At 57.4% G+C, this 21,375-nt stretch carries 19 protein-coding genes and 1 pseudogene; 3 read left to right on the plus strand and 17 right to left on the minus strand.

Features of this window, described 5'->3' with window-relative positions; genetic code table 11:
* Nucleotides 1–42 precede the first annotated feature (42 nt).
* From OHL18_RS17030 to OHL18_RS17110, 17 genes are all read right to left on the minus strand, one after another.
* On the minus strand, nt 43–264 hold the full coding sequence (locus OHL18_RS17030; RefSeq protein ID WP_263376071.1) for a hypothetical protein: 222 nt from the start codon (nt 262–264) through the stop codon (nt 43–45).
* Nucleotides 265–584: 320 nt separating this feature from the next.
* Complete coding sequence (locus OHL18_RS17035) at nt 585–1,115, minus strand: hypothetical protein (RefSeq protein ID WP_263376072.1); 531 nt, start codon at nt 1,113–1,115, stop codon at nt 585–587.
* Nucleotides 1,116–1,276: 161 nt separating this feature from the next.
* On the minus strand, nt 1,277–4,405 hold the full coding sequence (gene mobF / locus OHL18_RS17040) for a MobF family relaxase (protein WP_263376073.1): 3,129 nt from the start codon (nt 4,403–4,405) through the stop codon (nt 1,277–1,279).
* An 8-nt stretch (nt 4,406–4,413) separates the two neighbouring features.
* Entirely contained in the window at nt 4,414–6,483 is a 2,070-nt protein-coding gene (locus tag OHL18_RS17045; RefSeq protein ID WP_263376074.1) for a type IV secretion system DNA-binding domain-containing protein, read from the minus strand.
* Nucleotides 6,483–6,848 carry a hypothetical protein gene (locus OHL18_RS17050; protein ID WP_263376075.1) on the minus strand — a complete coding sequence of 122 codons (366 nt, stop codon included), beginning with the start codon at nt 6,846–6,848 and terminating at the stop codon, nt 6,483–6,485. Before OHL18_RS17050 ends, OHL18_RS17045 begins: the two co-directional genes overlap by 1 nt.
* A gap of 207 nt (nt 6,849–7,055) precedes the next feature.
* Nucleotides 7,056–7,379 carry a hypothetical protein gene (locus OHL18_RS17055; RefSeq protein WP_263376076.1) on the minus strand — a complete coding sequence of 108 codons (324 nt, stop codon included), beginning with the start codon at nt 7,377–7,379 and terminating at the stop codon, nt 7,056–7,058.
* Entirely contained in the window at nt 7,366–8,421 is a 1,056-nt protein-coding gene (locus OHL18_RS17060) for a CpaF family protein (protein ID WP_263376077.1), read from the minus strand. The genes OHL18_RS17055 and OHL18_RS17060 overlap by 14 nt, the downstream gene beginning before the upstream one ends.
* Before the next feature lie 8 nt (nt 8,422–8,429).
* Entirely contained in the window at nt 8,430–9,113 is a 684-nt protein-coding gene (locus tag OHL18_RS17065; protein ID WP_263376078.1) for a type IV secretion system protein, read from the minus strand.
* A 13-nt stretch (nt 9,114–9,126) separates the two neighbouring features.
* Nucleotides 9,127–9,930, minus strand: a complete 804-nt coding sequence (locus OHL18_RS17070) for a type IV secretion system protein (protein ID WP_263376079.1) — start codon at nt 9,928–9,930, stop codon at nt 9,127–9,129.
* Between the two features lie 72 nt (nt 9,931–10,002).
* The gene (locus OHL18_RS17075) at nt 10,003–10,809 is read right to left on the minus strand and encodes a hypothetical protein (RefSeq protein ID WP_263376080.1); all 807 of its coding nucleotides are present in this window, start codon (nt 10,807–10,809) and stop codon (nt 10,003–10,005) included.
* Nucleotides 10,810–10,877: 68 nt separating this feature from the next.
* Nucleotides 10,878–11,132, minus strand: coding sequence for a hypothetical protein (locus OHL18_RS17080; RefSeq protein ID WP_263376081.1), 255 nt, complete (start codon nt 11,130–11,132; stop codon nt 10,878–10,880).
* Between the two features lie 10 nt (nt 11,133–11,142).
* Nucleotides 11,143–12,465 carry a TrbI/VirB10 family protein gene (locus tag OHL18_RS17085; RefSeq protein WP_263376082.1) on the minus strand — a complete coding sequence of 441 codons (1,323 nt, stop codon included), beginning with the start codon at nt 12,463–12,465 and terminating at the stop codon, nt 11,143–11,145.
* A gap of 4 nt (nt 12,466–12,469) precedes the next feature.
* Entirely contained in the window at nt 12,470–13,246 is a 777-nt protein-coding gene (locus tag OHL18_RS17090; protein WP_263376083.1) for a TrbG/VirB9 family P-type conjugative transfer protein, read from the minus strand.
* 11 nt (nt 13,247–13,257) lie between these two features.
* The gene (locus tag OHL18_RS17095) at nt 13,258–15,720 is read right to left on the minus strand and encodes a VirB4 family type IV secretion system protein (protein WP_263376084.1); all 2,463 of its coding nucleotides are present in this window, start codon (nt 15,718–15,720) and stop codon (nt 13,258–13,260) included.
* The gene (locus OHL18_RS17100) at nt 15,720–16,016 is read right to left on the minus strand and encodes a VirB3 family type IV secretion system protein (protein WP_263376085.1); all 297 of its coding nucleotides are present in this window, start codon (nt 16,014–16,016) and stop codon (nt 15,720–15,722) included. The genes OHL18_RS17095 and OHL18_RS17100 overlap by 1 nt, the downstream gene beginning before the upstream one ends.
* A gap of 69 nt (nt 16,017–16,085) precedes the next feature.
* Nucleotides 16,086–16,409 (minus strand): TrbC/VirB2 family protein, encoded by a 324-nt coding sequence (locus tag OHL18_RS17105; RefSeq protein WP_263376086.1) that lies wholly within the window; start codon nt 16,407–16,409, stop codon nt 16,086–16,088.
* A gap of 135 nt (nt 16,410–16,544) precedes the next feature.
* A complete protein-coding gene (locus OHL18_RS17110; protein ID WP_263376087.1) occupies nt 16,545–17,504 on the minus strand; it encodes a LysR family transcriptional regulator in 960 nt (319 codons plus the stop codon).
* Nucleotides 17,505–17,802: 298 nt separating this feature from the next.
* On the opposite strand from OHL18_RS17110, the gene OHL18_RS17115 reads away from it, so the two are divergent.
* The 3 genes and pseudogenes from OHL18_RS17115 (at nt 17,803) to OHL18_RS17120 (ending at nt 21,330) form a co-directional block, all read left to right on the plus strand.
* Nucleotides 17,803–18,168, plus strand: a complete 366-nt coding sequence (locus tag OHL18_RS17115; RefSeq protein WP_263376088.1) for a helix-turn-helix domain-containing protein — start codon at nt 17,803–17,805, stop codon at nt 18,166–18,168.
* A 459-nt stretch (nt 18,169–18,627) separates the two neighbouring features.
* Nucleotides 18,628–18,768: pseudogene (locus OHL18_RS23340) on the plus strand (DUF4158 domain-containing protein); the annotation flags it as partial.
* 144 nt (nt 18,769–18,912) lie between these two features.
* Nucleotides 18,913–21,330, plus strand: coding sequence for a glycoside hydrolase family 78 protein (locus OHL18_RS17120; RefSeq protein WP_263376089.1), 2,418 nt, complete (start codon nt 18,913–18,915; stop codon nt 21,328–21,330).
* Nucleotides 21,331–21,375 lie beyond the last annotated feature (45 nt).

Raw genomic sequence — 21,375 nt, forward strand, 5'->3', positions numbered from 1 at the left:
AAACGGTCCTGCTTTGAAGGGTACGAGCTTCAGCTCGTACATTCAGTAGTCCGCTGACAGGGGGCTAATCCCTATCGACATTGCAGTCGTGCATGACCATTGCGTAAAGGGGCGACCGATCGCGTCCTTGTCCATCGAACTGAACGCCGATTCAAAGCCGCATTCGAGACAACAGAGCGCATCGCGAGTGTCGGAGAGCTTCTTGCGGACAACGTCCTGGGGCAGCTTGTCGTCTTCAATAAACATGCGGCGATTGTAGTGCAATCGGAAGTTCCCCGACACCGTCGGGTGGGCAACTTGACGTCTGTAACGAACGTGAGGTGAATGTAGACCGCAACCCTGAAATTGGCCCAGCTTGTGGTGTACGACGCTGCCAAGGTTCCGTTTCCATTTTGTGCTGCCCTCGTAGGTTTTCACTTGCGCCTTCGTTACGCCAAGGTGCATCATACTGATAACGGCATATAAGTGCAGCGGCGAAAGCCGTGGTGCCGGTCACCCGCCAGCAATGGTCTCCACGAGTGTAGGGATAATCAAGAGGCGCATGGCAGTTTGAGACGGTCCCCTTCATCGGGGGCCGTTTCTGTTTATGTTCGGATCATCAACCCGTGTCTGGTATTGTGCAGGATGATCCAGAACCGAACGGGTTTGCCGTCCGGGCGGGTCGAACCGTATCCCGGATCGCGGACGAAGGCCGTCTCGACGATCATTTCGAGCCGTCCCTTCGCTGGCTTCCGCACCTTGAAGAAGATGTCGTACTCGACCGTATCGCCGTTTTCAGCGACCAGTTCGACGGAAAAGTAGTTGCCCCGGCTTTTATTGTGCCGCGGCTTCCGGGCCGGCATTCCCTGGATGATCTCGGGCAGCCACTTGGACATTTCATAGCGCCGAAAGTCGAATATCCGGGCCTCGTAGTCATCGGGGTAGATCAACAGCGGATCGAACGTTTCACCGTCTCGCGGCCCGCGCGAAAAGCAGTGAAGCGTGAATCGCACTTCCACATCGAAGACTTCGGCTGCATGGGCGCCCTCAGCGGGGCGGGTGAAGCGGAAGATGCGAGGATGAAGGTGAGACAGGTCGTAGACCCGTCCGCCGTAATTGAAGTCCTTCCACTGCACAGGCTTTAGTTCCTCTGATTTTGCGGGTTCCCGGAAGCCGCAAACGGCGGCATTTCGGGATTCTGGGAACCAAGGCGACGCGGGGCTGACACAGCCCGACACAACTGCTCGTACTCACCGACACCCATCATAAAGCGACTCTTATCATCGGGCGCATACGGTTACAGACCGATCCCCTGGTCGTTGCCCTGATCGCTGCTACTGGGCTGCACGTTGAGGCTGTCTGGTACCGCATGGGATGGCTCGTGTCCTGCGTGCTCAAGGGCATTCTCTCGGGTAATTGGCTGGGCTTCGCGGTCGTAGAAATTGCTCTGTGGGTCAATATGCAACCAGCCTCCTGTCTGATCGTGCTTGTAGCTTTCGATGTCGCCTGTCTCCCGCTTCCATTCGTACCCTTCCGTTTCCTTGGGCAAAGCTGCTTCGATGGGCGCATAGTGCCGAGCATCAACTTCGGCTTCGTGATGGATGATCTCGGGGAGCGAAACCATCGCCTCGGTAGATGGTTCACGGCGTAGGTCATCCTGCGGGTGCTCTCTGCTGTTGGTCATCGGTGGCTCCTGAACGTGCTGGTTGGCGGTCGGTTCGACCGGCGCTCTTTGAAGCTCTATCGCTGAGGTCTTGGTCACGTCGGTACTAAGGCGTTCGCCAAGAGTTCCGGCGTCGTTGGTATAAATCCGCGCGTCCTGTGACGCGCGGGAAACGGAGACATAAGCAAAGCGTGTGTTGATGAGTTCCGGGTGAACAGTCGTATCCATGTTCACCAATACCCGGTCTGTGGTGAGTCCCTGTGAACTGTGCGAGGTCACGGTGTAGCCGTGGTCGAAGTGCCGCATCTTGGCGGAATCGAAGCTGACGGTGCGCTCTTTCTCGCCGTCCATCTTCACGTCGATCTGCTTGCCGTCGATACGGTCGATGGTTCCGAGGTCACGGTTGGAGACTCCCAACTCGCGATTCGTAGACGTGAACTGGATGCGGTCGCCCTGGGCAAAGTCCCGGCTGATCTCGCGGTACGCCGTAATGCCACTCAAGCGTTCCGGGTCGTAGGTGACTTGCTTCCCGTCCTCCGTGGCGACGGTGATCCGATTGGCTGCGGCATCAATGGAAGCGACGGTCGCATAGGTGCGCGGCTCGATCCCATGCTCCTTGCTGCCCCGCGAATAGAACAAAATGTCGCCCTGTTGGTAGTTTGCCACCCATTCTCTATCGACACTGGTAAGCTCCGATCGCTGCGTCAACACGTCCATACGGTGGTCGTCTTTCGCGACAATACCGGAGCCTTTCAACTCATTCCGAATGGCATCGTTGATGTCGCGGCGACTGGCGTTATCCGGCGATACGACAAGCGTGTTCTCCGGCTTGGCTGCATAGTCCTTGGCGATGGCCTCGATACGCTGGGCATTGTCGGGGATCTCGGTCACGCGCCCTTGCTGCTGCAATAATCCAACGCCCGTCGCCGTTTCGTTCTTGGCAAAGTGTTCGACGACGCGAAGCAACTCCGGGTCCTTCTGGCGCATGATCTGGTCAAGCTGCGAGGTCTGCATCCCGGCCTGTTGCATCTGCTCGAACGGCTTGCCAGCGTCTACGCCCTGATGCTGGCGGGTGTCTCCCACGAGCAAAACCCTGTCCTGCGGCTTTATCTTTTCCATGAAGCTCTGCATCTGCCGGGTGCTGGCGAGGCTGGATTCATCGACCATATAAAGGTGTCTGCGGTCGGGGTCGCCCTTCGTCTGCTCCTCGCCGCCGCGAGCAAGGAAACCTTGCAAGGTGTCCGCCGAAATCCCGGCGTCTCGTAGCTGGGCTGTGGCTCGACTGGTCGGTGCAAAGCCTTCGACCGCATAACCGTTCCGCTCCGCGCCTTCACGGATGGCGGACAGCGTACTGGTCTTACCTGAGCCCGCGAGTCCCTGCAAACCGTGGACGCGGTCATGGGACGACAGCACCTCCTCAATGGCTCTCCGCTGCGCCGGGTTGAGAAGTTCGCTGGTGTCGGCGTGGGCCGCAGCCCGCTCCTGGGGCAGCACCGGCTCGACGGCATTCTGGCCGCGTTTCATGTGTCCGACCGTTGCAAGTTCTGCCGCGATGGTTTCGCGTGTGGTGAACTGCCGACCTGTCTCATGCTTCTCGCCGTTCACCGTTTGGAATTCACCGCTGCCGTGCCTTTGATCGAAGTTCGACCGCACCTGGTCATAGGTAAGGTCGCCCATGCCGCGCCGCAAGGCGTCGCGCATGATGTCCCGTTCGTCGGTGACGGCCTCCCGCTCGAAGCTACGATCCTTGGCAAAGCTGACAGCTTCCTGCGCCCTTTGGGGCGCATCCGGTACCCGGTTCTGTGCCAGCCCCTCCGCCCTTTCTCTAGCTGCTGCGACCACATGATCCGCCTGGTTGCCAAACTCGGCCGCAATCTGGCGATGAGCGGCGATCACCTCGGACGGAGTGTGAATCTCTTTCCGGTCGCGGGTGTTGTGAGCCGCAATCTCCGCTGCCTCCGGCCCGCTGAAGCCGCTCCGTGCGATGGCCTCCTCGATCTGCTGTCGGCGTGGGCTGGAGGCTTCAAGATACTCGGCGGTGTAGCCCTTCACGTCGGGAGCGCCGCTCTTGCCAGCCTCGATCTCGTAACCGAGATTGCGGAGCCGGTAGGTAAACTCCGACTGGTAGACGGCGGTCGCAAACTGCTGACTATCGAAGTAAGCTTGCGGCTGAAGTGCGCGAGTCGAACCGTCGGGCCGCTCGGTCATATTGAAGATGACGGCGTGGGTATGGAGCTGGGGTGCGGCGTAGCCATCAACCGGGCGGGCGGTGTCATGCTCGAACTTGGCAACGATGAATTTGCCGGTGGTTTCGGCGGGATTATTGCCACCGATCCGGGCTTGGGTGTACCGCTCTAACTCGGTGAGCGCGATAGTCACCGCTTGCCGGTGGGCTTCGCGGACACGATCATCGCCTCCCACCAAAGCGGTCAGCGAAACGGACTTGGGGGCGGAGAACGTCGCGTCCCACCCGGCCCGATGCTCTACCGGTTTGACGGTGGTTCCGTCGGCTGTGGTGTACTCCTGGCCCTTGCGATGTTGGACCAACTGCTCGGCAGTATGGGGATTTTGACCCTCACTCAAACGCGCGAAGTGCTGCGCGTCAATGGCTCCGGTGAGGCCATACTTCTTGGCCAACTGCCCCTGCCATTCTCCGAGAATCGTATCGCCCTGCTTCCAATAGTTCTGCTCGGCAGACGTGAACTCTTTGGCGTGGTAGGTCTGCGCCTGACCCGAGCTGATTGGCTTGGAAATGGTGAGCATACGAGCCTCTAATGGCCTACAAAGTCAAAGGCTGCCTGGAGTCCTTCGTCGCTCTCAACCTCGCTGAAATCCACTGGAGCATCAGGGACAGTTCCAGCCTCGGCAGGTTCCTCTTCGGTCGGTTCGTCAACCACCGGCACGGCGGCATCATCTACCTTTGGAGAGACGACTTGCTTCACCTTCGGCACCTCGGCCTCAAGGTCAACTGTCAGCTCCCGTGCCGGTAGAGCCTTCGGTACAAGGGTGAGTGGATCGAAGCCTAGCGCATCGTCTTCCATGTCGCGGGCTACGAAGCCGCGAGTCCTTTGAGGCAAGTCCATGTACTCGAAATGGAAGCGGGCGACGTGGTTTCCCAGCTTGAGAAACGCATGGCGGTTCTCAAGTCCTGAGATTTCAGAGTCCATGACCAAAGGCTCCACTTGGCGGTCCAATGTGAAGTTCTTCCCAGAGCGTGTACCGTCAAAGTGCGTCTCCTTCATACGCTCGATCTCGATCTTTCCGATGGCGTTCGACACCCACTCCGCCGCCTTTGGCTCAGTGGTCTTGAGGAAGATTTTCGTGGCTGGCTGCGAGAGCATTACCTCGGCTAGATGGCCGTAGATCACCTCAAGCTGGGCTTTCCCTTGGAAGCCGAGGACGAGAGGGTTCTGGCTCTTCCGGTTCTCTGTGATGGCCGTATGGAGCTGAGGGAGACGCTGCAAACTCGCCAGTTCGTCCAAGACAAACCACACTGGTTTCTGGGTGCCCTGCGGGGCTGTTAAGAGCCGCAAAACCAATAGGTCGATCCAAAGGCTGTGCAGAGGCCGGAGGGCTTCGCGCTCGGTTGCGCTGGAGGTAATGAAAATCCAACCCTTGCGCGTCTCGGACCACTCTGTGGCACTCCAAGTCGTCGTCGATTGCTCTTTGGTGGGCAGCATCCGTAGGCTGTCAGCTACCAGTCCGAGCGAAGCGAGGACGCCATTGCGCTGCTGCTGCGCGCCCTTCGCAATCATCGCCTGCATCTCTGTTCCGAGCACACGTTTGTCGATCTCATCCGGGTTGGACAGCCATGCGACCAACTGCGTCGGCGTCGGCCCAAAGGTGAGGAGATGGGCAAAGATCTTCTGAGGTGTCTCGGTGAAGAACTCACCCTTCTTGTCGCTGGTCGGCTGGTAGAGCGAGGCTGCAATCGCCTTGGCTTCCGCCTTCCGACGAAGCTCCTCGGACGGCCCCCAGTAGGGGCAGCGGGCATCCAGAGGATTGAGCACAATATCCCCACGGTCGGCGTCGTAGAACCTCTGAATAAACTCGCAGGCCGGGTCGTAAACGATAGCCATTTCGTCCCGGTCTTGAATCTGCCTGAGTATCTGCATAATGAGGCTGGTCTTCCCGGCCCCGGTGTCGCCCATGAGTTCGATGTGCTGCGCCTCGGCCCTTAGCGGTATCCTCATCATCTGCTTGGCTTCGGTGGTCTTGAAGCCAATCCCGTCGCCCTGGACCGTCTCGTTGAACTCTTTGGGAGTCAGCAGCACCGGCCCTTTCAAGAGACGACCGTACTTCATTTGCTTCCGGCGCTTGATGTCCTTCCGTATGGAAAGCGGGAGCTGGGCAAGCAATGAAAGGAGCCCAAATAGGAGCGGAAGTTTATAGATATCCCAGAGCTGGTCGCCTTGGAAGACGCTCGTCTTCAGGTACTCGTGCAAGCGCTTGTCGAGGTACTGTTGCTCTGGCCCGCGATAGAGCGCGCGGAGTCCACGCGCTACCGCCTTACCCGAAAGCGCAAGCGGAATATGCTTGCCACCGGGGGCGGGACTTGTACCTTGCTGGACATCGGCTTCGACGGCGAGTTGACCCATCTTGGTGCCGTCGCCAACGTAAAGCAGTTGGTACTTGTCCTTCTTGCTCATGGCCGCCCCCGCTGCCGCTCGCGCGTAGATCGGTGTGTAGAACTGCTGCAAAGGCGTCTGACCGTAGGTAAAGCGAACATACAGAAAGCAGCCGGTCATCACGAATGCAAGGAACACCGCACCGTAGGTATAGATCGGAGAATGCGGCGGAAAGATGATCGTTTCTTTTCGTCCCCACTGTTGACTTGCCATCACGCACGCTCCAGGTCTTGCTTCGTCTCAAGGGCAAGCGCCGTCTTCCGTTTCTTGACCTCGACCATGATTCCGTCGAATACCTCGGGCGTGATCTTGAGGCCGGTTGTGAGCGGCTTTAAGAGGTTCGTGAGCATCAACCGAACCCCGACGATCTCGCTCAACTCAACGCTGGCGGTAGGTTCGACAGGGTGAGGGTTGAGTTCGCTGAGGATGAGCCGTCGGATGAGTTCTCCCGGCGTAATTCCACGGTCAGCACAGTGCTTTGCAAGTGCCGCCAGCTCATCCCGGTTGAGCTTTGTACCGGCAGTCTTGACCCGGTAACTGGCTCTCAGGGTCACAACTTCATCGTTGAGTAATGGCATCGTTTGCTCCAAGAAAGCTGAGGCGCTTTAGGGTGCTCTGAAGCGCTCCGAAGCGCCTTGTGATCTGTAAGCCCTTTGATTTCCGCTGCTGGATCAGAGCGCCTTATGCCGCTCCAGCACGACCCTCGGAGGGGTGGAGTGTCATAATTCATCCGGTGCGTAGCACCGTTTCCATACCTGCACAAATGATTGAGGGGGCAATGCTCATTACTTCGTCGCCGCAATAGCCGATGGAATTGCCGCTGGGGGTGGTACTGACGTTGCTGGCTTACGTCCCGGCTTACCCTTTGGAGCATCATCCGTGCCGCGCTTGATTCGCAGCGAGTGGATCGGCTTTGCATCGTTCGGCGCACCGATGAACTTCTGGAAGTCCTTGTCTTTGGTGAAGACGTATTCGAGGGCCTTATTGACTACGTCGTCTGCGCCAACGCGGGTGAACGCAGCATACTGATTGACGAGATTGGCTGTAGGCTCTTCGAGTGAAACGGTGGCTGTGACTTTCCGGCTGGTGGTGATCTCAAGCAATGGCATGGACGTTCTCCCTCTTGTTGCTGGTTGAAATGATTGGGTGAATTGCCGGAACATCGCGATCTGTTGCGAGATCCCCCGCACGGTCAAAGATGGTGTCGTATATAAACTGTTTGGTGTTGCGGTCATATCCACGCACGGCGATAATCTCGCTCACCTTGCGACCGGTGGCGAATCTCCCCACCTGGGCGACGATCTGAACTGTCTCGGCAATCTCCGCCGATATGTCGTCGCGGTTCGATTGCTGGTGCGAACGCATCGCCAGTTCACCGAACCGGCGAAGGGCTTTCACCGCAGAGCTGGCGTGAATCGTCGCCATCGAACCTGCATGGCCCGTATTGAACGAATCGAGCAGGGTGCGGGCTTCTTCACCGCGCACCTCGCCGAGGATGATGCGGTCGGGTCTCCACCGCAATGCGGCCTTCAATAGATCATTGAAGCTCACCGTTCCGGTGTGCGATTCCGTCTGGCATTCGGACGCCAGCAAATTCGGCTTGCCGATACGCAGCTCCGACGTGTCTTCAATCACCACAATGCGCTCTTCCTCGGGGATGTAATCGGCGAGCGCGTTGAGCAGTGTCGTCTTTCCACTGCCAGTTCCGCCGCTAATCAGCATCGTCTTTCCGGCCTCGATATAGCCGCTGAGAGTCGTGCCTATCTCCGGTGTCATCGCGCCAGTCTGAATGAGGTCTGCGATGGTGAAGCGGGCCTTGGAGAACTTCCGAATGGTGACGGCGGGGTTGGGCCGCACGACGGGCGGGAGAACCGCCGCGAGGCGGCTACCGTCCGGCAGTTGGGCATTCAAGAGCGGGTGCGCCTCATCCAACCTGCGGCTCAACTTGTTCGCAATCACCTCAAGGCCGGTGCGGAGCGCCTTCGCATCGAAGACGATCTCCGCGTGCTCCAACCTGCCCTTGCGCTCGAACCACCACTGCCCGTTCGGATTGCCCATAATCTCGCTCACAGAGTCATCAAGCAGCAATTCCTTGATGGGCTGCAGAAACGATATGAGGAGGTCTAAATCATGATTTGGGTCGTGATTCATAGCAGCTCCTAGTCGAATGCCTGGTCGGCGCGGTAGCGAACGATAGTGAGTCCAAGCGGATTGAAGGCGAGCGCGTTGTTCTCTACGTGGTCGGCAAAGACATAGGTCACGCTGGCCGTCCACCGCTCCGTCTTGATCTCCGTATGGTCGTTGGCGTTGGTGTACACCTTCTCGAACTCGATACGGGCGGAATAGGGCGACTGCCGGAGGTCATCGAGGACAACGCTCTTGATGTTGATATCGACATACGGAAGCGTGCTGTCCTGCTGGAACGTCGCAATCGTTTTGGTCAACTGCTCCTGCCGGATGACGGCCTGCTGGACATCCGAGTTGAGGAAGTAAAGCGCCTGCGTCTGGTCGCGCTCGATGGTGTATCGGTTGCGCTGGAAGTACAGGTTGGCCCACCGAGAGAGGTAATATTTGTTCTCTGCCTCCTGCGGCTTGTACTCGTAATTGCGGTAGTCGATGGCGTCGGCGTGGCCCACGTCGTCGATGCGGATGACGAGCGGCTTCATGCCGGCAAGCGCCTTCTGGCTCTTGAAGGTCAGCGCGCCCAGCATCAGGCAGACGACGCACAATACGAGAATCGTGATCTTCAGATAGGTGTTCATCACAAGCGGGTCGCCGTACTGCTCAAGATAGCGTTCGGCTGCGCGGGTGATCTCGGGCGATTTCGTCTCTTGAACTGGCATTTGCGTGTCTCCTTTAACCCATCACTGCTGAAGTAACGGCACCCGTAACTGCGCCCATGCCCGCGTCATGTCCACTGCTGCTGCCAGAGAAGATGGAGGCTGTAATCGCAGGAATCTTGAGAATGAGGAAGACGTTGACGATGACAAGCACGATCAGCAACGGAAGATTCTTGACGAGATTGATCGGATTGGTAAAGTCGGTCAGATTAGCGTAATAGCTAATGAACAGGTGTCCTAGAACACTCATCGTTGCGGCAGCAACCACCTTGTAGAAGGCGAAGCTCAGGTACGCCTTGAACCAGCCCCAGAAGAGAAACTCCAGTTTCTCAACGACTAGGAAGGGAATGAAGATTGGGCCAAGAAGTCCAATGATCGTTCCCGCAACTGCACCATAGGCCAGGATCACAGTGGCGATAGCGGAAAGCACTGTGAGTCCGACCTGGGTACTGATATAGGCGAATAGCATATAGGGTGCCGTGAACATCGCCATGCCGGGACCGGACTTCGCCAAAGCTGCGTCGATCGACTGGAACATCGACTGAATTCCGTCCTGTCCGATGGTCTGAGCGAGGCTGGTCGTGCCTTGACTGATGAAACCTTTGAGGGAGTACCCGATGCCGGGAATGCTGCTGTCGTAATACTTCACGAACATATAGGCGAAGCTGAGCAGCATGAAGAAGTTGAGGAACTTCGCCATGTCGAAGCCTGGGCCGCCGCGTGAGGATGCAAGGGCTTCCTGCACGCCGAACCAGACCATCATGATCGTTGCCAGCGAAAGGACCATGCGAAGCCCGATCGCATCGACATTGGGGGACATCGTAGCCGTCAAAGTGTCGCATTGTTGCCCAATGAAGGTAAGTAATTGGTTTCCCATAATCGCCCCGTCTGATCAGTAGCTGAATGCTTTGGTGATACCTGTTGTGTCATGCGAGACGTGACTGTTGTAGTTCGTCTCGTATCCGTCGGCGGCCTGCATGGACAGCTTCAAAGCGTCCTGCTGCTGCTTCTGCTGCACCATCTGCTGCAAGCTCTGGGCTTGTGTCATCTGGCTAGCTTCCTGTTGCGTGCGGAGCTGAAGGAGCATCGCCTGGTTGATGCGTTGCAAGGTCGCGAGCTCAGTCTGTTGGGTCGGGTCTGTGGAGTGACTGGCGGTTTCGAGCGTCTTGATATCGGCTTCGCGTTGCGGGGCATTCGTCCGCACCGTGCCGATCGTTTGTAGGCTTGTTGCATTCACCGCGTCGGCTAAATCGACCGTTGCACCCTGCGCCGCGATAGCCTGTTGGCCTTGGGCGTTCAATGAGCTGTAGCCGGAGATTTGCCCGGTGCGCTGAATGCTTGCACCCTGGTTCGCCGCCGCCGCGCCGTTGCCGTTGCTTGCTGCATTGGTCCAAGGAAGCGAATTGCCGTATGTGTTCGCTGGATGAGCGACCGGTGTCCATGTCTGCTGCACCATGTTGCTGTACGCGGTGTAGTAGCTGGATGGTGCCGTCGCCATTCGTTGTGCGAGGTTGTAGGTCTCCATCACGTTCTGCGTAGTCTTGATCGTGGTTGTATAGAGTTGACTGCCCTGGATAAGCTGCTGCACCGCGTGTGCTGACTGCGTAGGATCAAGCACGATGCCACTGCTTAACTGCGCGTATGCAGGTTTGGCAAGGGTGGCAAGGGCCAGAATTAGGAACAAAAGGGTGCCTTTCATGGTTTTCTCCATGCTCGCGGTCCGGGTTGGGAGTGACTGTTGGGGTGTAGGACGACTACAGAAAAGGGTCAGCGCTTCGAGGCGGCGATATCATTCTGGAGATCCATGATCTTGTTGCCCAGAGGATTCATCTTGTCTCGCTGCGCTTTGCACTCAGCTTGAGTGCGCTGGATCACTTCAACTGGGGCGAGCAGGCAATCCTTTTGGTATTGGGCGTTCAACGTATCGAACTGCGTGCTGAGTGCGGTGAGTTGATCTTGCTTACTCTTACAGCCTGCAAGAGCAAGCACGGTGAACGCAATAACGATTGCTGTCTTACGCATGGAGGACTCCTTAAAACGACTGCGCGATACGGTGATTCTCATAGGCCGGCAAGAGCATGTCTTGTGTGAAATAAACCTTCACGCGGTGCCCTTCCCGGATTGTGAGCGTTGGTGGAATCTGAATGAACTTGTCGAGAATCGTCGTAGCCGATTGCGACACGCTCGACGCTGCACCGTTGGTGAAGGACTGTGAACCGGAGCTGTTGAGATTCGATCCGCCCTGGCTGAGTTGAGAGGCACCGGAGATGACGCCGAGTGCAATCGACGTTCCGAAGATTTGGAGATAGTGATTGTTGACCTGGTCCTTGAGTCCCTCTTCTCCGATCTGGTCGAGACCGTGGAATTGATCCAAGTCCACGCTGTATCCGTCCGGCATAAGCAGACGATGAAAGGCAACGGAAATCCGGCGCTGCTGCCCGAACCCGGCACTGCCGATCTTGCGGGCCTCGCCCAGCACGATCGTTCCTTCTGGTATGAGTATGTGCTGATGGTCGTGGGAATACACGGGATTCGACACAAGAACCTTCACCGGCCCCACGGCGTCACCGTCCAAACGGTTCATAAGTACCGTGTCGAGAGTCAGTCCTTCGTAGATCACATAGGGCTGGCCGGTGGCGGCGTCGATGTTAACCTCGGTCGGACGCTTATAGTCGGTCGCCGGGAACTGGTCCCCCGATGGCCTTGGCTCTCCCGCGACGCGGGGAGCGGTTAACCCGGCCGGCTGACTAGGTTGCAACGTGGCGGCGTAAGGGTTTTGCGCTGTCGATGGCTGTGGCGACTGGTTCTGCGGTGCCGGAGTCTCCGGCGAACTCGCATAGGCGATGTTCGACGAAAACCGGGCCGTATCCGCCCGCTCCTTCTCGGTAGCGGCAAGCTGCTCTCCCGCCTGCTGCGAGGGTGTGAGCTGGGGTTGGCCGTTCGCCTGGGTGCCGTTGGACGTGTTAGCGCCTGCCGGTGACAGGGGACGGCCATCCGGTCCGAAACCCGACGCTGCCGCCTCCTGCGCCCCTGTACCGCTTGCCGCTCGATTGCCGGATGCGGCTGCCACCTGAGCGTCCTGCTGTGCCTTTAGCTTATCGGCCCCAAGCTGATGCTGTAGCGCATCCACGTTCGTTGCCGTGTTGTCCTGGACGTAGGGCTGCGGTCCCGCAGCCTTAGCCTTCTCCGCGTCCGTGGGAGCCTTCTTCCGGGAGCTGATGACAGTCGCCATAATCAGCAGCAGTACCGCCCCCATGTAGAGAAACATCTTGAGGTTCTTCTGCAAGACGCCTTTGGGCTGCGGCGTGTGGTCTGTAAGCTTCGGGTCTGCTGCTGCGGTGATGGTATCGGCCATGACGTTAGTCCTTCCTCGTGAAGTCCATCTTCTTCTTGCCCAGCTCGACGTACCCGTTGTCCATGACCTTCGAGATGATGTACGTCCCATCGCGCAGGTCGTAGTTGATGAGATTCGGCTTGCCGTCCCGCATCTCGTAAACGCTGAACTTCTCCGGCGCATTCGTCTTGATGTAGGTGAACTTGTCGTCGTGGTAGATCGACTGGATATCGAAGGGGGCCTCGTTCAGCTTGATCGTGTAGTCGAACTTCAACGCCAGCGGGTAGGCGCTTCTGTACTCATCTACGGTCGCTCCGACATGGGACTGAAGAGTCGAAATCTGCTGATGGGCCTGTTCAAGCTGGGCGGCTGGAACGTATTGGGCCGGGCCATTCGTAGCGACGATGTTGGAAGCATCCGCTGGCTGGATGATGACCTTGAGATCGGGGTCGCCGCCCGATGCGGTGATGTCGGTCAAGGTGAAGCTGTAGATGTTGCCCTTGTCCGTAATGAGGTTGAGATTCGAGCTAATGCCCGCCTTTGCCGGATGGACGAAGCAGAAGTTGCCCACCACGTCCACAATCCAGAAGTCTTTGTCGCCGGTCGCGGCCTCCATGATCTTCTCGGTTGCCGGAATGACGATAAGCGTCGTGTACTTGACCTTTGCCCGGATCGGCACGATGTCCTGGGAGTGGTAGGAGACGTTGCGCGAGGCGGTCTGGGCCGATGCAGTTGGGGCATAGACCGCTAGACTGCAGAGCGTAGTGAGCAAGATTGCGATTGCGGTTGTAAGTTTCTTCATGGCGTAACTCCTTAGCGGCGCGGTTGAAATGGGTGGGTGTTAGCGAGCTGGCGAACACCCTCGGCGATGCCGTACTGAGCAAAGGCTTCTCGCTTGAGAAGGTTGTCGCGGGCGTTATTGGTCGCAATCCAGTACGAGACGGAATCGACGTTGAGCCGAACCTTCTTGCTGGACTGAGCTTTGCGAATCAGCATCTCGCCGGGTGGAATGAGGTCTGCGATGATGTCGATTTCGGTGTCGTTGAGGTGGAACGCCTCGCGGTAGACCTGGCGGTTCATCTCAGGATTGGCAAGGAAGATTTTGGTCGGGCAGCTCTCAGCGACAATCGCCAGCATCCCCGAATCCTCAAGCTCCTTGATGGATTGCGTAGCAAGGATCATCGCCGCGTTGTGCTTCCGCCACGTCTTCTGAGCGGTCACGATGTAAGAGCGGATGGTTTCGTTCTTGATGAAGAGCCATGCCTCATCGAGCAGGAACGTCTTGAAGGTCGCCAGTTTCTCCGGGTTGGCGATCTCGTTGCTGGCCCGGTGGAGGACATAAAAGAGCAAAGGCTCCAACACTTCGGGAGCATCACCCCAGCCGGCAAAGTTGAACGTCTGGAAGCTGGCGAAGCTGAGCGTGTCTTCTACGTTGTCGAAGAGGAATCCATATTGGCCCTCCTTGGTCCAACGGTGCAACCGCTCCTTCAACTCACCGATGATCTGGCTGAACGTCGATAGCGTCCGCTGCTCCGGCGCAACGACATACATCCGCTCGATGGCCTCCCACAACTTGCGCTCTTCCTTGAAATCGAGTTTGTACCGCTTGTCGTTGCCCTCGATGAGCACGCGAAAGAACGAAAACAGAAATTGCAGGTTCTCCTTACTCTCCGGCAGGCTGAACGGATTGATGGTGAAATCCCGACTCTCCTGGCCGACGTTCAGATAGGTTCCACCGAAGATCTCCGTGAGCGACTGAAACGAGCCGCCGATGTCGAAGATGTACGTCTGCGGCCGGTATTTCTGAGCGTTCGTAAGAAGAAAATTGCATAAGAAACTCTTACCGGAGCCGGTCATTCCGAGAATCAAAGTGTGCGCCACCTCGCCGTTGTGGAGGTTGAGGTAGTACGGCGTGGCGTTGTCCGTCTCCAGTACCGCGAGGTATTCGGAGCGGAGGTGCGGGTTCGTCTTCTCGCCCGGGTGGATGGTGAAGAGAAACGAGAGATCGGCGTAGTTGGAGTTGAGCAGGTACATCTTGCGAAGGTTCTGGGCGTAGTTGCCTGGAACGGTCGCAAACAAGGCATTGAGCTGGTTGTAGGTCTCTGTGAAGAGCGCACCATCGGCGTTTGTAAACACGCCGATGAACTCGCCCATCTCCCGATTGATAGTCGGGAGGTCGTTGCTATACAGCACGACCGTAAGAGAGAAGTCACCCAGAGTCTGGCCGTCGCCTAGCGCCCGTAGACACTCGCCAAGGTTTTCGATGTCGGCCTGCTTCGACTCGTCGATCAGCACGTCGCGCTGGTTCGCCTTAGCCGGGTCGCTCCCCATCTGTGACACGAAACCGGACTTGCTCATGTTGAAGTGGCGACGACGCTTGTCCACTTCCTTGCGGGCCTTCGCCATCGAAAGCGGTGTCCACTCGGTGACGACGTAAAAGTTGCCCTCGATCTTGAAGAGCCGGTCAAGGACCAGCGGGCGCGTCTCCGCGATAGCCTCTTTCATCGTGAGGATGCGGACAAAGTGGTCGCCGACGCGGAGGTGGTCACGCTCTGCTTCGATGTTGGAGTTCACCACCTGGAAGTCGAGATACTGGGTCGATTGCGGCTTGCCCGCGATCCTCCACGTATCGAAGTTGAGCAGCCGGCGAAAGAAGCTGAACTGCGCCTGCTGCCCCTGGACCGCGATGGGCATAAGGTCGGCAAGATGCCGGGTGAAATTCTGTACGCATTGCTCAAGCCGCACCATGTCGGTGTCGATCTGCTTGCGGAGCAGAACCTTCATGTTGTCGTTGGTGAACTGTGCCTTGAGTTCACGGATCGCGCCCTGCGGATCGCGCGGCATTCTTCCCAGCGCGGAGAGGATGCCGGTCTTCGACCGCGCGCCTTCCAGAACGACAACATAGAAGATATCGATCTGGTAGAGCCGGTCGCGTTTCGATTCAAAGAACCGTCGCCGCTGCTCGATGGCGGTGTCGATCAGCTCGTCGTCGTAGTTTGCGAACGGAACCACCGGCCAGTTGGTTTTGAAGAGATACTGATAGACGTGGAACCCTTCGCCGAAGGACTTCAGCGCGGATTCGAGTCGCTTTACCGCGTACTTCTGCTCGTCGCTATCGAGACTTTCGTAGTCCACGCCCGTGACATCCAGAACCATTCCGAGGTCGCCGCTCTTCGTGAGGAATGCCGTTTCAGTCCAGAACCCATATAGGTTGACGTGTGCGCTGAGTGCGTCCGCTTCCTTCCACGGCTGGATGACTTTCGAGAGATTGAGCATTACCGCACCTCTACCTTCGGAACTGTCTGTTTGGCGGTGTCATACCGCAGTTTGAACTTCTCGGAGCGTCCGAGAATCTTGAGAAACGCCGGGTCGGAGTTCGTCACCCAGTGGCCGAAGATGCAGCCGCCGATGAACACCAGGACGGCCCCGATGATCGTGTTGAACAGGTTGAACATCCCCACCGCCGTCACCGCGATCATGAAGAAAAGGGTGCGTTCGATGCCCATATAGGTAAGGGGCTTATGCAGACTCTTGAAGACTCGGTTGCGGCGCTTCTGAGTTGGTTCTGGCATAAACCCCTCGCTGTAGAAGGCGGTTGAAGGTGGAATGGGATAGATCGAAGGGCAATGGCGACAAAAGGGCTAGGAACCCCAGAGCCATGTAAGGATGTTGGTCGCCATGATCGCAATCCCGGTTCCGGCGGCGGCCCCTGCGAGCGTCTTCTTCGCTCCCGGTTCTCCGTGCGCGAATGCGTAGCCGCCGATCACGATTGCAATGAGGCTAGCGGCCTTTGCAATCGTTCCGGTAAAGAGCGTCTGGATAGAGCTGATGCCGCTGTCGAACGGCGACGCATGGGCGGCGAGTGGGAAGATCAATACGCATAGGAGCAGGGCTGCTCCGCGTACAAGATAGAGCTTCGTGCGCTCAATCGTTGCTGTTGGGATGATGATTCGTCTGCGTGTCATGAGGCACCTCGAACGACCGGGTTGGTCGTGATAGCCATGACACTAGGCCGCGATTCCTACCGCGTCCAATACATATTTCCGATACCGTTTTCCGCCAAATGCGGCTTCGCCATAGGGAATTCCTATATCCAATCATCAACCGAAGAGCAAACGGTTTTCGTCTTTTTTCGATGGCCGAACTGACCGAACTGGCTTGGCGGGCGGCAGCACCCGGAACTTTTTTTGCAGCTCTTTTACGAGCCGTGGCAAAGCCTTGTGTGAAGTCGATCTGCCCAGGATCAATGCGCTATCGACAGTCCACGTCACCCCAACGATTGGCCGGGTGACAAGCCCCCTATGCAAGTGGGCACCCTCTGGAACAAGCGCGTAGCCGTAGCTGGATTCCACCATCCATTGGAGGTCGTTGGGAGATTTGCTGATGCTTGCAACGTCGCTCGCAATCCCGATCTCAGTCAGCATCTCCATCAACCGGTCGTGGGCTTCTGGGTGCTGCTTCGGTTCACGGAAGATCGTCAGTTTCGATGCAAGATCGTCTGGCGTGATCGCCTTCAATTTCGACAACGGATCGTCGGCTCTCATGCAGACTACGAGCCGACTCTTGGTGAATGGATACGTCTTCAGGCCCAACCCTGTCACGGGAAGCGTCAGCAATGCAGCGTCAATGTCGCCTCTGTCGAGCAGCGTAAGAAGCTCGACGTTATCGCCACTTTGAGACTTGATCTCGCACGAAGGATAGAGCGCCGTGTGGGTGGAGCAGACCGTCTCGAACAGAGAGTGGTCGACGAACAATGAGAAGCCCAGGCGCATGGGCAGAAAGGCGACGGTCTCTGTAGACCGCGCCGCAGCCAGCAAGTCGTCGCAGAGCTGGAGGATGTGTTTGCTTCCGGCAATCAGTATCTCCGCTGCGGCAGTCGTTCGAACTCCATTGTTATGCCGCACGAGCAAACCGACCTGAGCCGCCTGAGCGAGTTGCTTCATCTGCTCACTGAGGCCAGGTTGCGATATGAAGAGGCGGATGGCGGCGCGGGTGATATTGCCTTCTTCGGCCACGACGGAGAGGTTCTTAAGATGACGGAGATCGATCGGGTCTGGCATATGGGGAGTCCCTCTCTGATAGCGCCGTGCGCGATTCGGAGAGCGGCTTACTGCACAATGCAAGTCAAGCCCGAAGTCAATCCAATTGTGGGCGCATGTACCAGCAAAGTCAATGTGATGCGCCACAGCGAAAGTCAAGTTTGACCTCAAAAGCCGTCATCGGAAAAGCCTATGCCAACTCGGATTTTGCCATCGGATATATCTATTGGACGGCAGCGGCCCCTGGCCCCATCCTTGAGACATCCTTCACTGGGTATCGCACCACTCGATACCGCAGGAACCCCCTGGAGTCCCGCCAATGGCAGAAGTAAACGTCACCGAGCGCAAGGGCCCGAGCCGCGTCACGCTCCCTCAAGTTGAGGAACTCCTGGTCGTCGGACATGAGACCGCAGAGATGCTCTCCATCAGCCGGAGCGCCCTCGTTAGGGGTGGAGTAATGAGCGCGCCAGACAACGTGCTGCCTCGGATGCTCACTGTTTCTGAGGTCGCCACATTCTTGTCAGTGAGCGACGACACCATCTTGAAACAGTTCGGCTCTCTACCAGGTGTCGTTGACATTGGCACATCAGGCGGCTTGCACCTTCGACAGAAGCGGGTGCTGAGAATCCCACAAAGGACGTTGGAGCGGTACATTGCTGACAGGCAAGTAAAAGTACGGAGATAAGATCTTGATGTTTCGAACCCTTGCTGCTGCTGTCGAGTTCTTGACGAGGAGCAGCGGGAAGGGCACCCTCTCCTTTGTGTCAATTTTGTGTCACGGACCTGCGGGATAGCCGGAATGAGCGGGATCATCGGCTCTTGCAATCAATAAGTTATAGATTCTAAAACCGCCGGGCGGGTTCGATCCCGACCCGCGCCTCCAAAATTCCTCAACAACTTACGCTCAAGGGTTTACTGGACTCGCTACCGTTTGACGACGGTCTCGATCTTGATCGGTTCCCCGGTCTGGTACTTGCGACCGACTGCGCCGCCCGCTGCGCTTTTACTAACTTGCCAAGACCAGGAATCTTGAACTCTCCGTTCTTCGGTGAGGAAATGCCGGCGGTCTCGAAGAGTTGGCGTTGAATCCCCGCCGCGAGCTGCTCACCTCCGCATCGCGTCTTGATCTGCTGGCTTCCCGACGGACGAGGGAGCGCTGATCAGGTTGTATATGTTAACGAAGGCTGATATGACCTTTGCCCGCCAGCGTCGTGGGAACCACAATCGGCTCGGCATTGCGGTGCTGATGAGGCACCCGGATTTTCGGAAAATTTCTGGCGGGTGACGAAAGCCCGCACGCACCCTATCCTTACTGCTTAGCGGCCTGCTCGACAACCGACCTGCCCGCCGTGAACAAAAGCCTAGAATAGGGACTATCGTGCCATTGAGGAACATCTTTCCCACGCCGAATCTACTGAAGCGCGTTGCATTGTCCGTCTTCACGATCGTAGCTCTCAATCCCTCGTTCGCAGTCATCAGCAATGCCGATGCTCAAGCTCCTGGCAGGAATGACGGCACGACGTGGCAGGCGCATTGGATCGCCTTTCCCTCCCAAAGCCAATCGGATAAGGGCCTTGCCAAGGACAATCGAGAACAAACCCAACGGATGCCCCTCTTTCGTGATGAATTCATGGTGCGCAAAGCAATTGCAAAAGCGAGCCTGAGAATTTCTGGCTTGGGTCAATACGAGGCGCATATCAATGCACACAATGTCACGGACGCCGTGTTGACTCCCGGATGGACGGACTACCGCAAGCGCGTCTTCTACAACACGTACGATGTGAGCGACCGGCTTGTGCGAGGCAAGAACACGATTGGCGTAATGCTCGGCCGGGGTATGTACGACGTCCCTGAGACCAAGGGGCGCTACACAAAGTTCAGTGGTTCCTTCGGCACGCCAAAGCTGATTGCACAACTGGACATCCGCTACGTCGATGGAACAACGGAGACGATCAGTACCGATGCCGGCTGGAGAACAGCTCCTGGCCCAATTACCTTCAGTTCCGTCTACGGCGGAGAAGACTTCGACGCCCGCCTGGAGCCATCAGGTTGGGACGGTCCGGCCTTCGACGCGCCGGCGTGGTCGCATGCGGAAGTTGTCGAGGGGCCCGGGGGGATCCTGGAGCCCGAGACAATCCCTCCGATCAAACCATTCGAACGCTTCGATCCTGTTTCAGTTACCCATCCAGCACCGGACGTGACCGTCTACGACCTTGGCCAGAATTTTTCAGGATGGCCGGAGATTCAGGTCTCTGGCGAACGCGGCACAGAGATTCGGATGATCGCCGGCGAGTTATTGGATGAACACGGCTTTGTCACCCAACACAGCGCCAACGCATCCCCCGGCGATGAAAATTCCTTTAGCTACACGCTCAAAGGACAGGGCCTTGAGCGCTGGCATCCCCGATTCAGCTATTGGGGGTTTCGTTATGTTCAGGTGGACGGCCCCGAGTCGGTCATCCACCACCTTGACGGGCGTTTTCTTCATGATGCAGTGGACGTCACTGGTTCGTTCACAAGCTCCGATGAACTGTTCAACCGGATTCATAAACTGATCAACATGGCGATGCTGAGCAACATGGTCAGCGTTCTCACAGACTGCCCGCATCGCGAGAAACTCGGCTGGTTGGAGCAGACGCATCTGGCCGCAGCATCGCTCATGTACAACTACGATCTCTCGACGCTCTACACGAAAATTGCCGACGACATGCAGGACGCGCAACTGGCCAACGGCCTCGTGCCATCAATCGCTCCTGAGTTTCCCGTCTTCGAAGGAGCATTTCGGGACTCGCCGGAGTGGGGCATAGCGGACATCCTGAGCACGTGGTCAGCCTATGAGTTTTACGGCGATCGAAACACTCTGAAGAACCACTACGGCTCTATGGTCCGCTATCTTGACTATCTGCAAGGACAAACACAGAACCATCTGCTGACCTATGGTCTGGGTGACTGGTACGACATCGGTCCCGGAGAACCGGGTCCATCCAAACTCACTTCAAAGGGCGTGACCGCAACGTCCGTGTACTACCAGGCACTCACTCGCATGGAACGCATCGCCGTTCTAACTGGCCATGCGAATGATGTTTCGCGGTACAAGCAGGAAGCAGCTCGGGTGAAGGCGGCGTTCAACGCAGAATACTTTCACCCGGATACCAATCAGTACGACAAGGGCAGCCAGACAGCCGATGCGATGCCGCTCGTCGTTGGGTTGGTGCCCGAAGATCGCCGGGCCGCAGTTCTGGTGAATTTGATCGGGGACATCCGCAAGCACTCCGACCATGTGACTGCCGGAGATGTCGGATATCACTACGTGGTGCGCGCCCTGACCGATGGAGACCGCTCAGATGTCCTGTACGACATGCTGAGCCGTACAGACAAGCCGAGTTACGGCGACCAGCTTGCGCACGGCGCTACGACGTTGACCGAGGCGTGGGACGCGGACCCAAACTCGTCTCAAAATCACTTCATGCTCGGCCATGCGGAGGAATGGTTCTACCGCGGATTGGCGGGTATCCAATTCAATCTCGATCGCGACAGAGACGAGCGAATCATCATCCATCCGGCAATCGTTGGCAATATCCACAGTGCCAGGGCGACCTTTCGCTCCAGCAGGGGAGACATAGAGAGTGGATGGTCAATCAATGAGGATACGCTGCGTATGAACGTGGTCATTCCGCGAGGTTCGACGGCAACGATTACCCTTCCATCCGGATTTGCAAGAGGTGTCCGTATCAATGGAAGTCCATTGCGAACCGGAGGAGCAATCCTGAAAGTTGAGGCTTCGTCAGGATCTGTTCGTTGTGTCGTCAGTTCAGGCATATTTACGATCGAGGCTTCGAAGCTCTAGCATCCGGTCTCTTTTCATCAAGCCCCTGCCGCTGAGAGGTACAAA

Source organism: Granulicella aggregans, from assembly GCF_025685565.1.
In the GTDB taxonomy this organism is placed as follows: domain Bacteria; phylum Acidobacteriota; class Terriglobia; order Terriglobales; family Acidobacteriaceae; genus Edaphobacter; species Edaphobacter aggregans_B.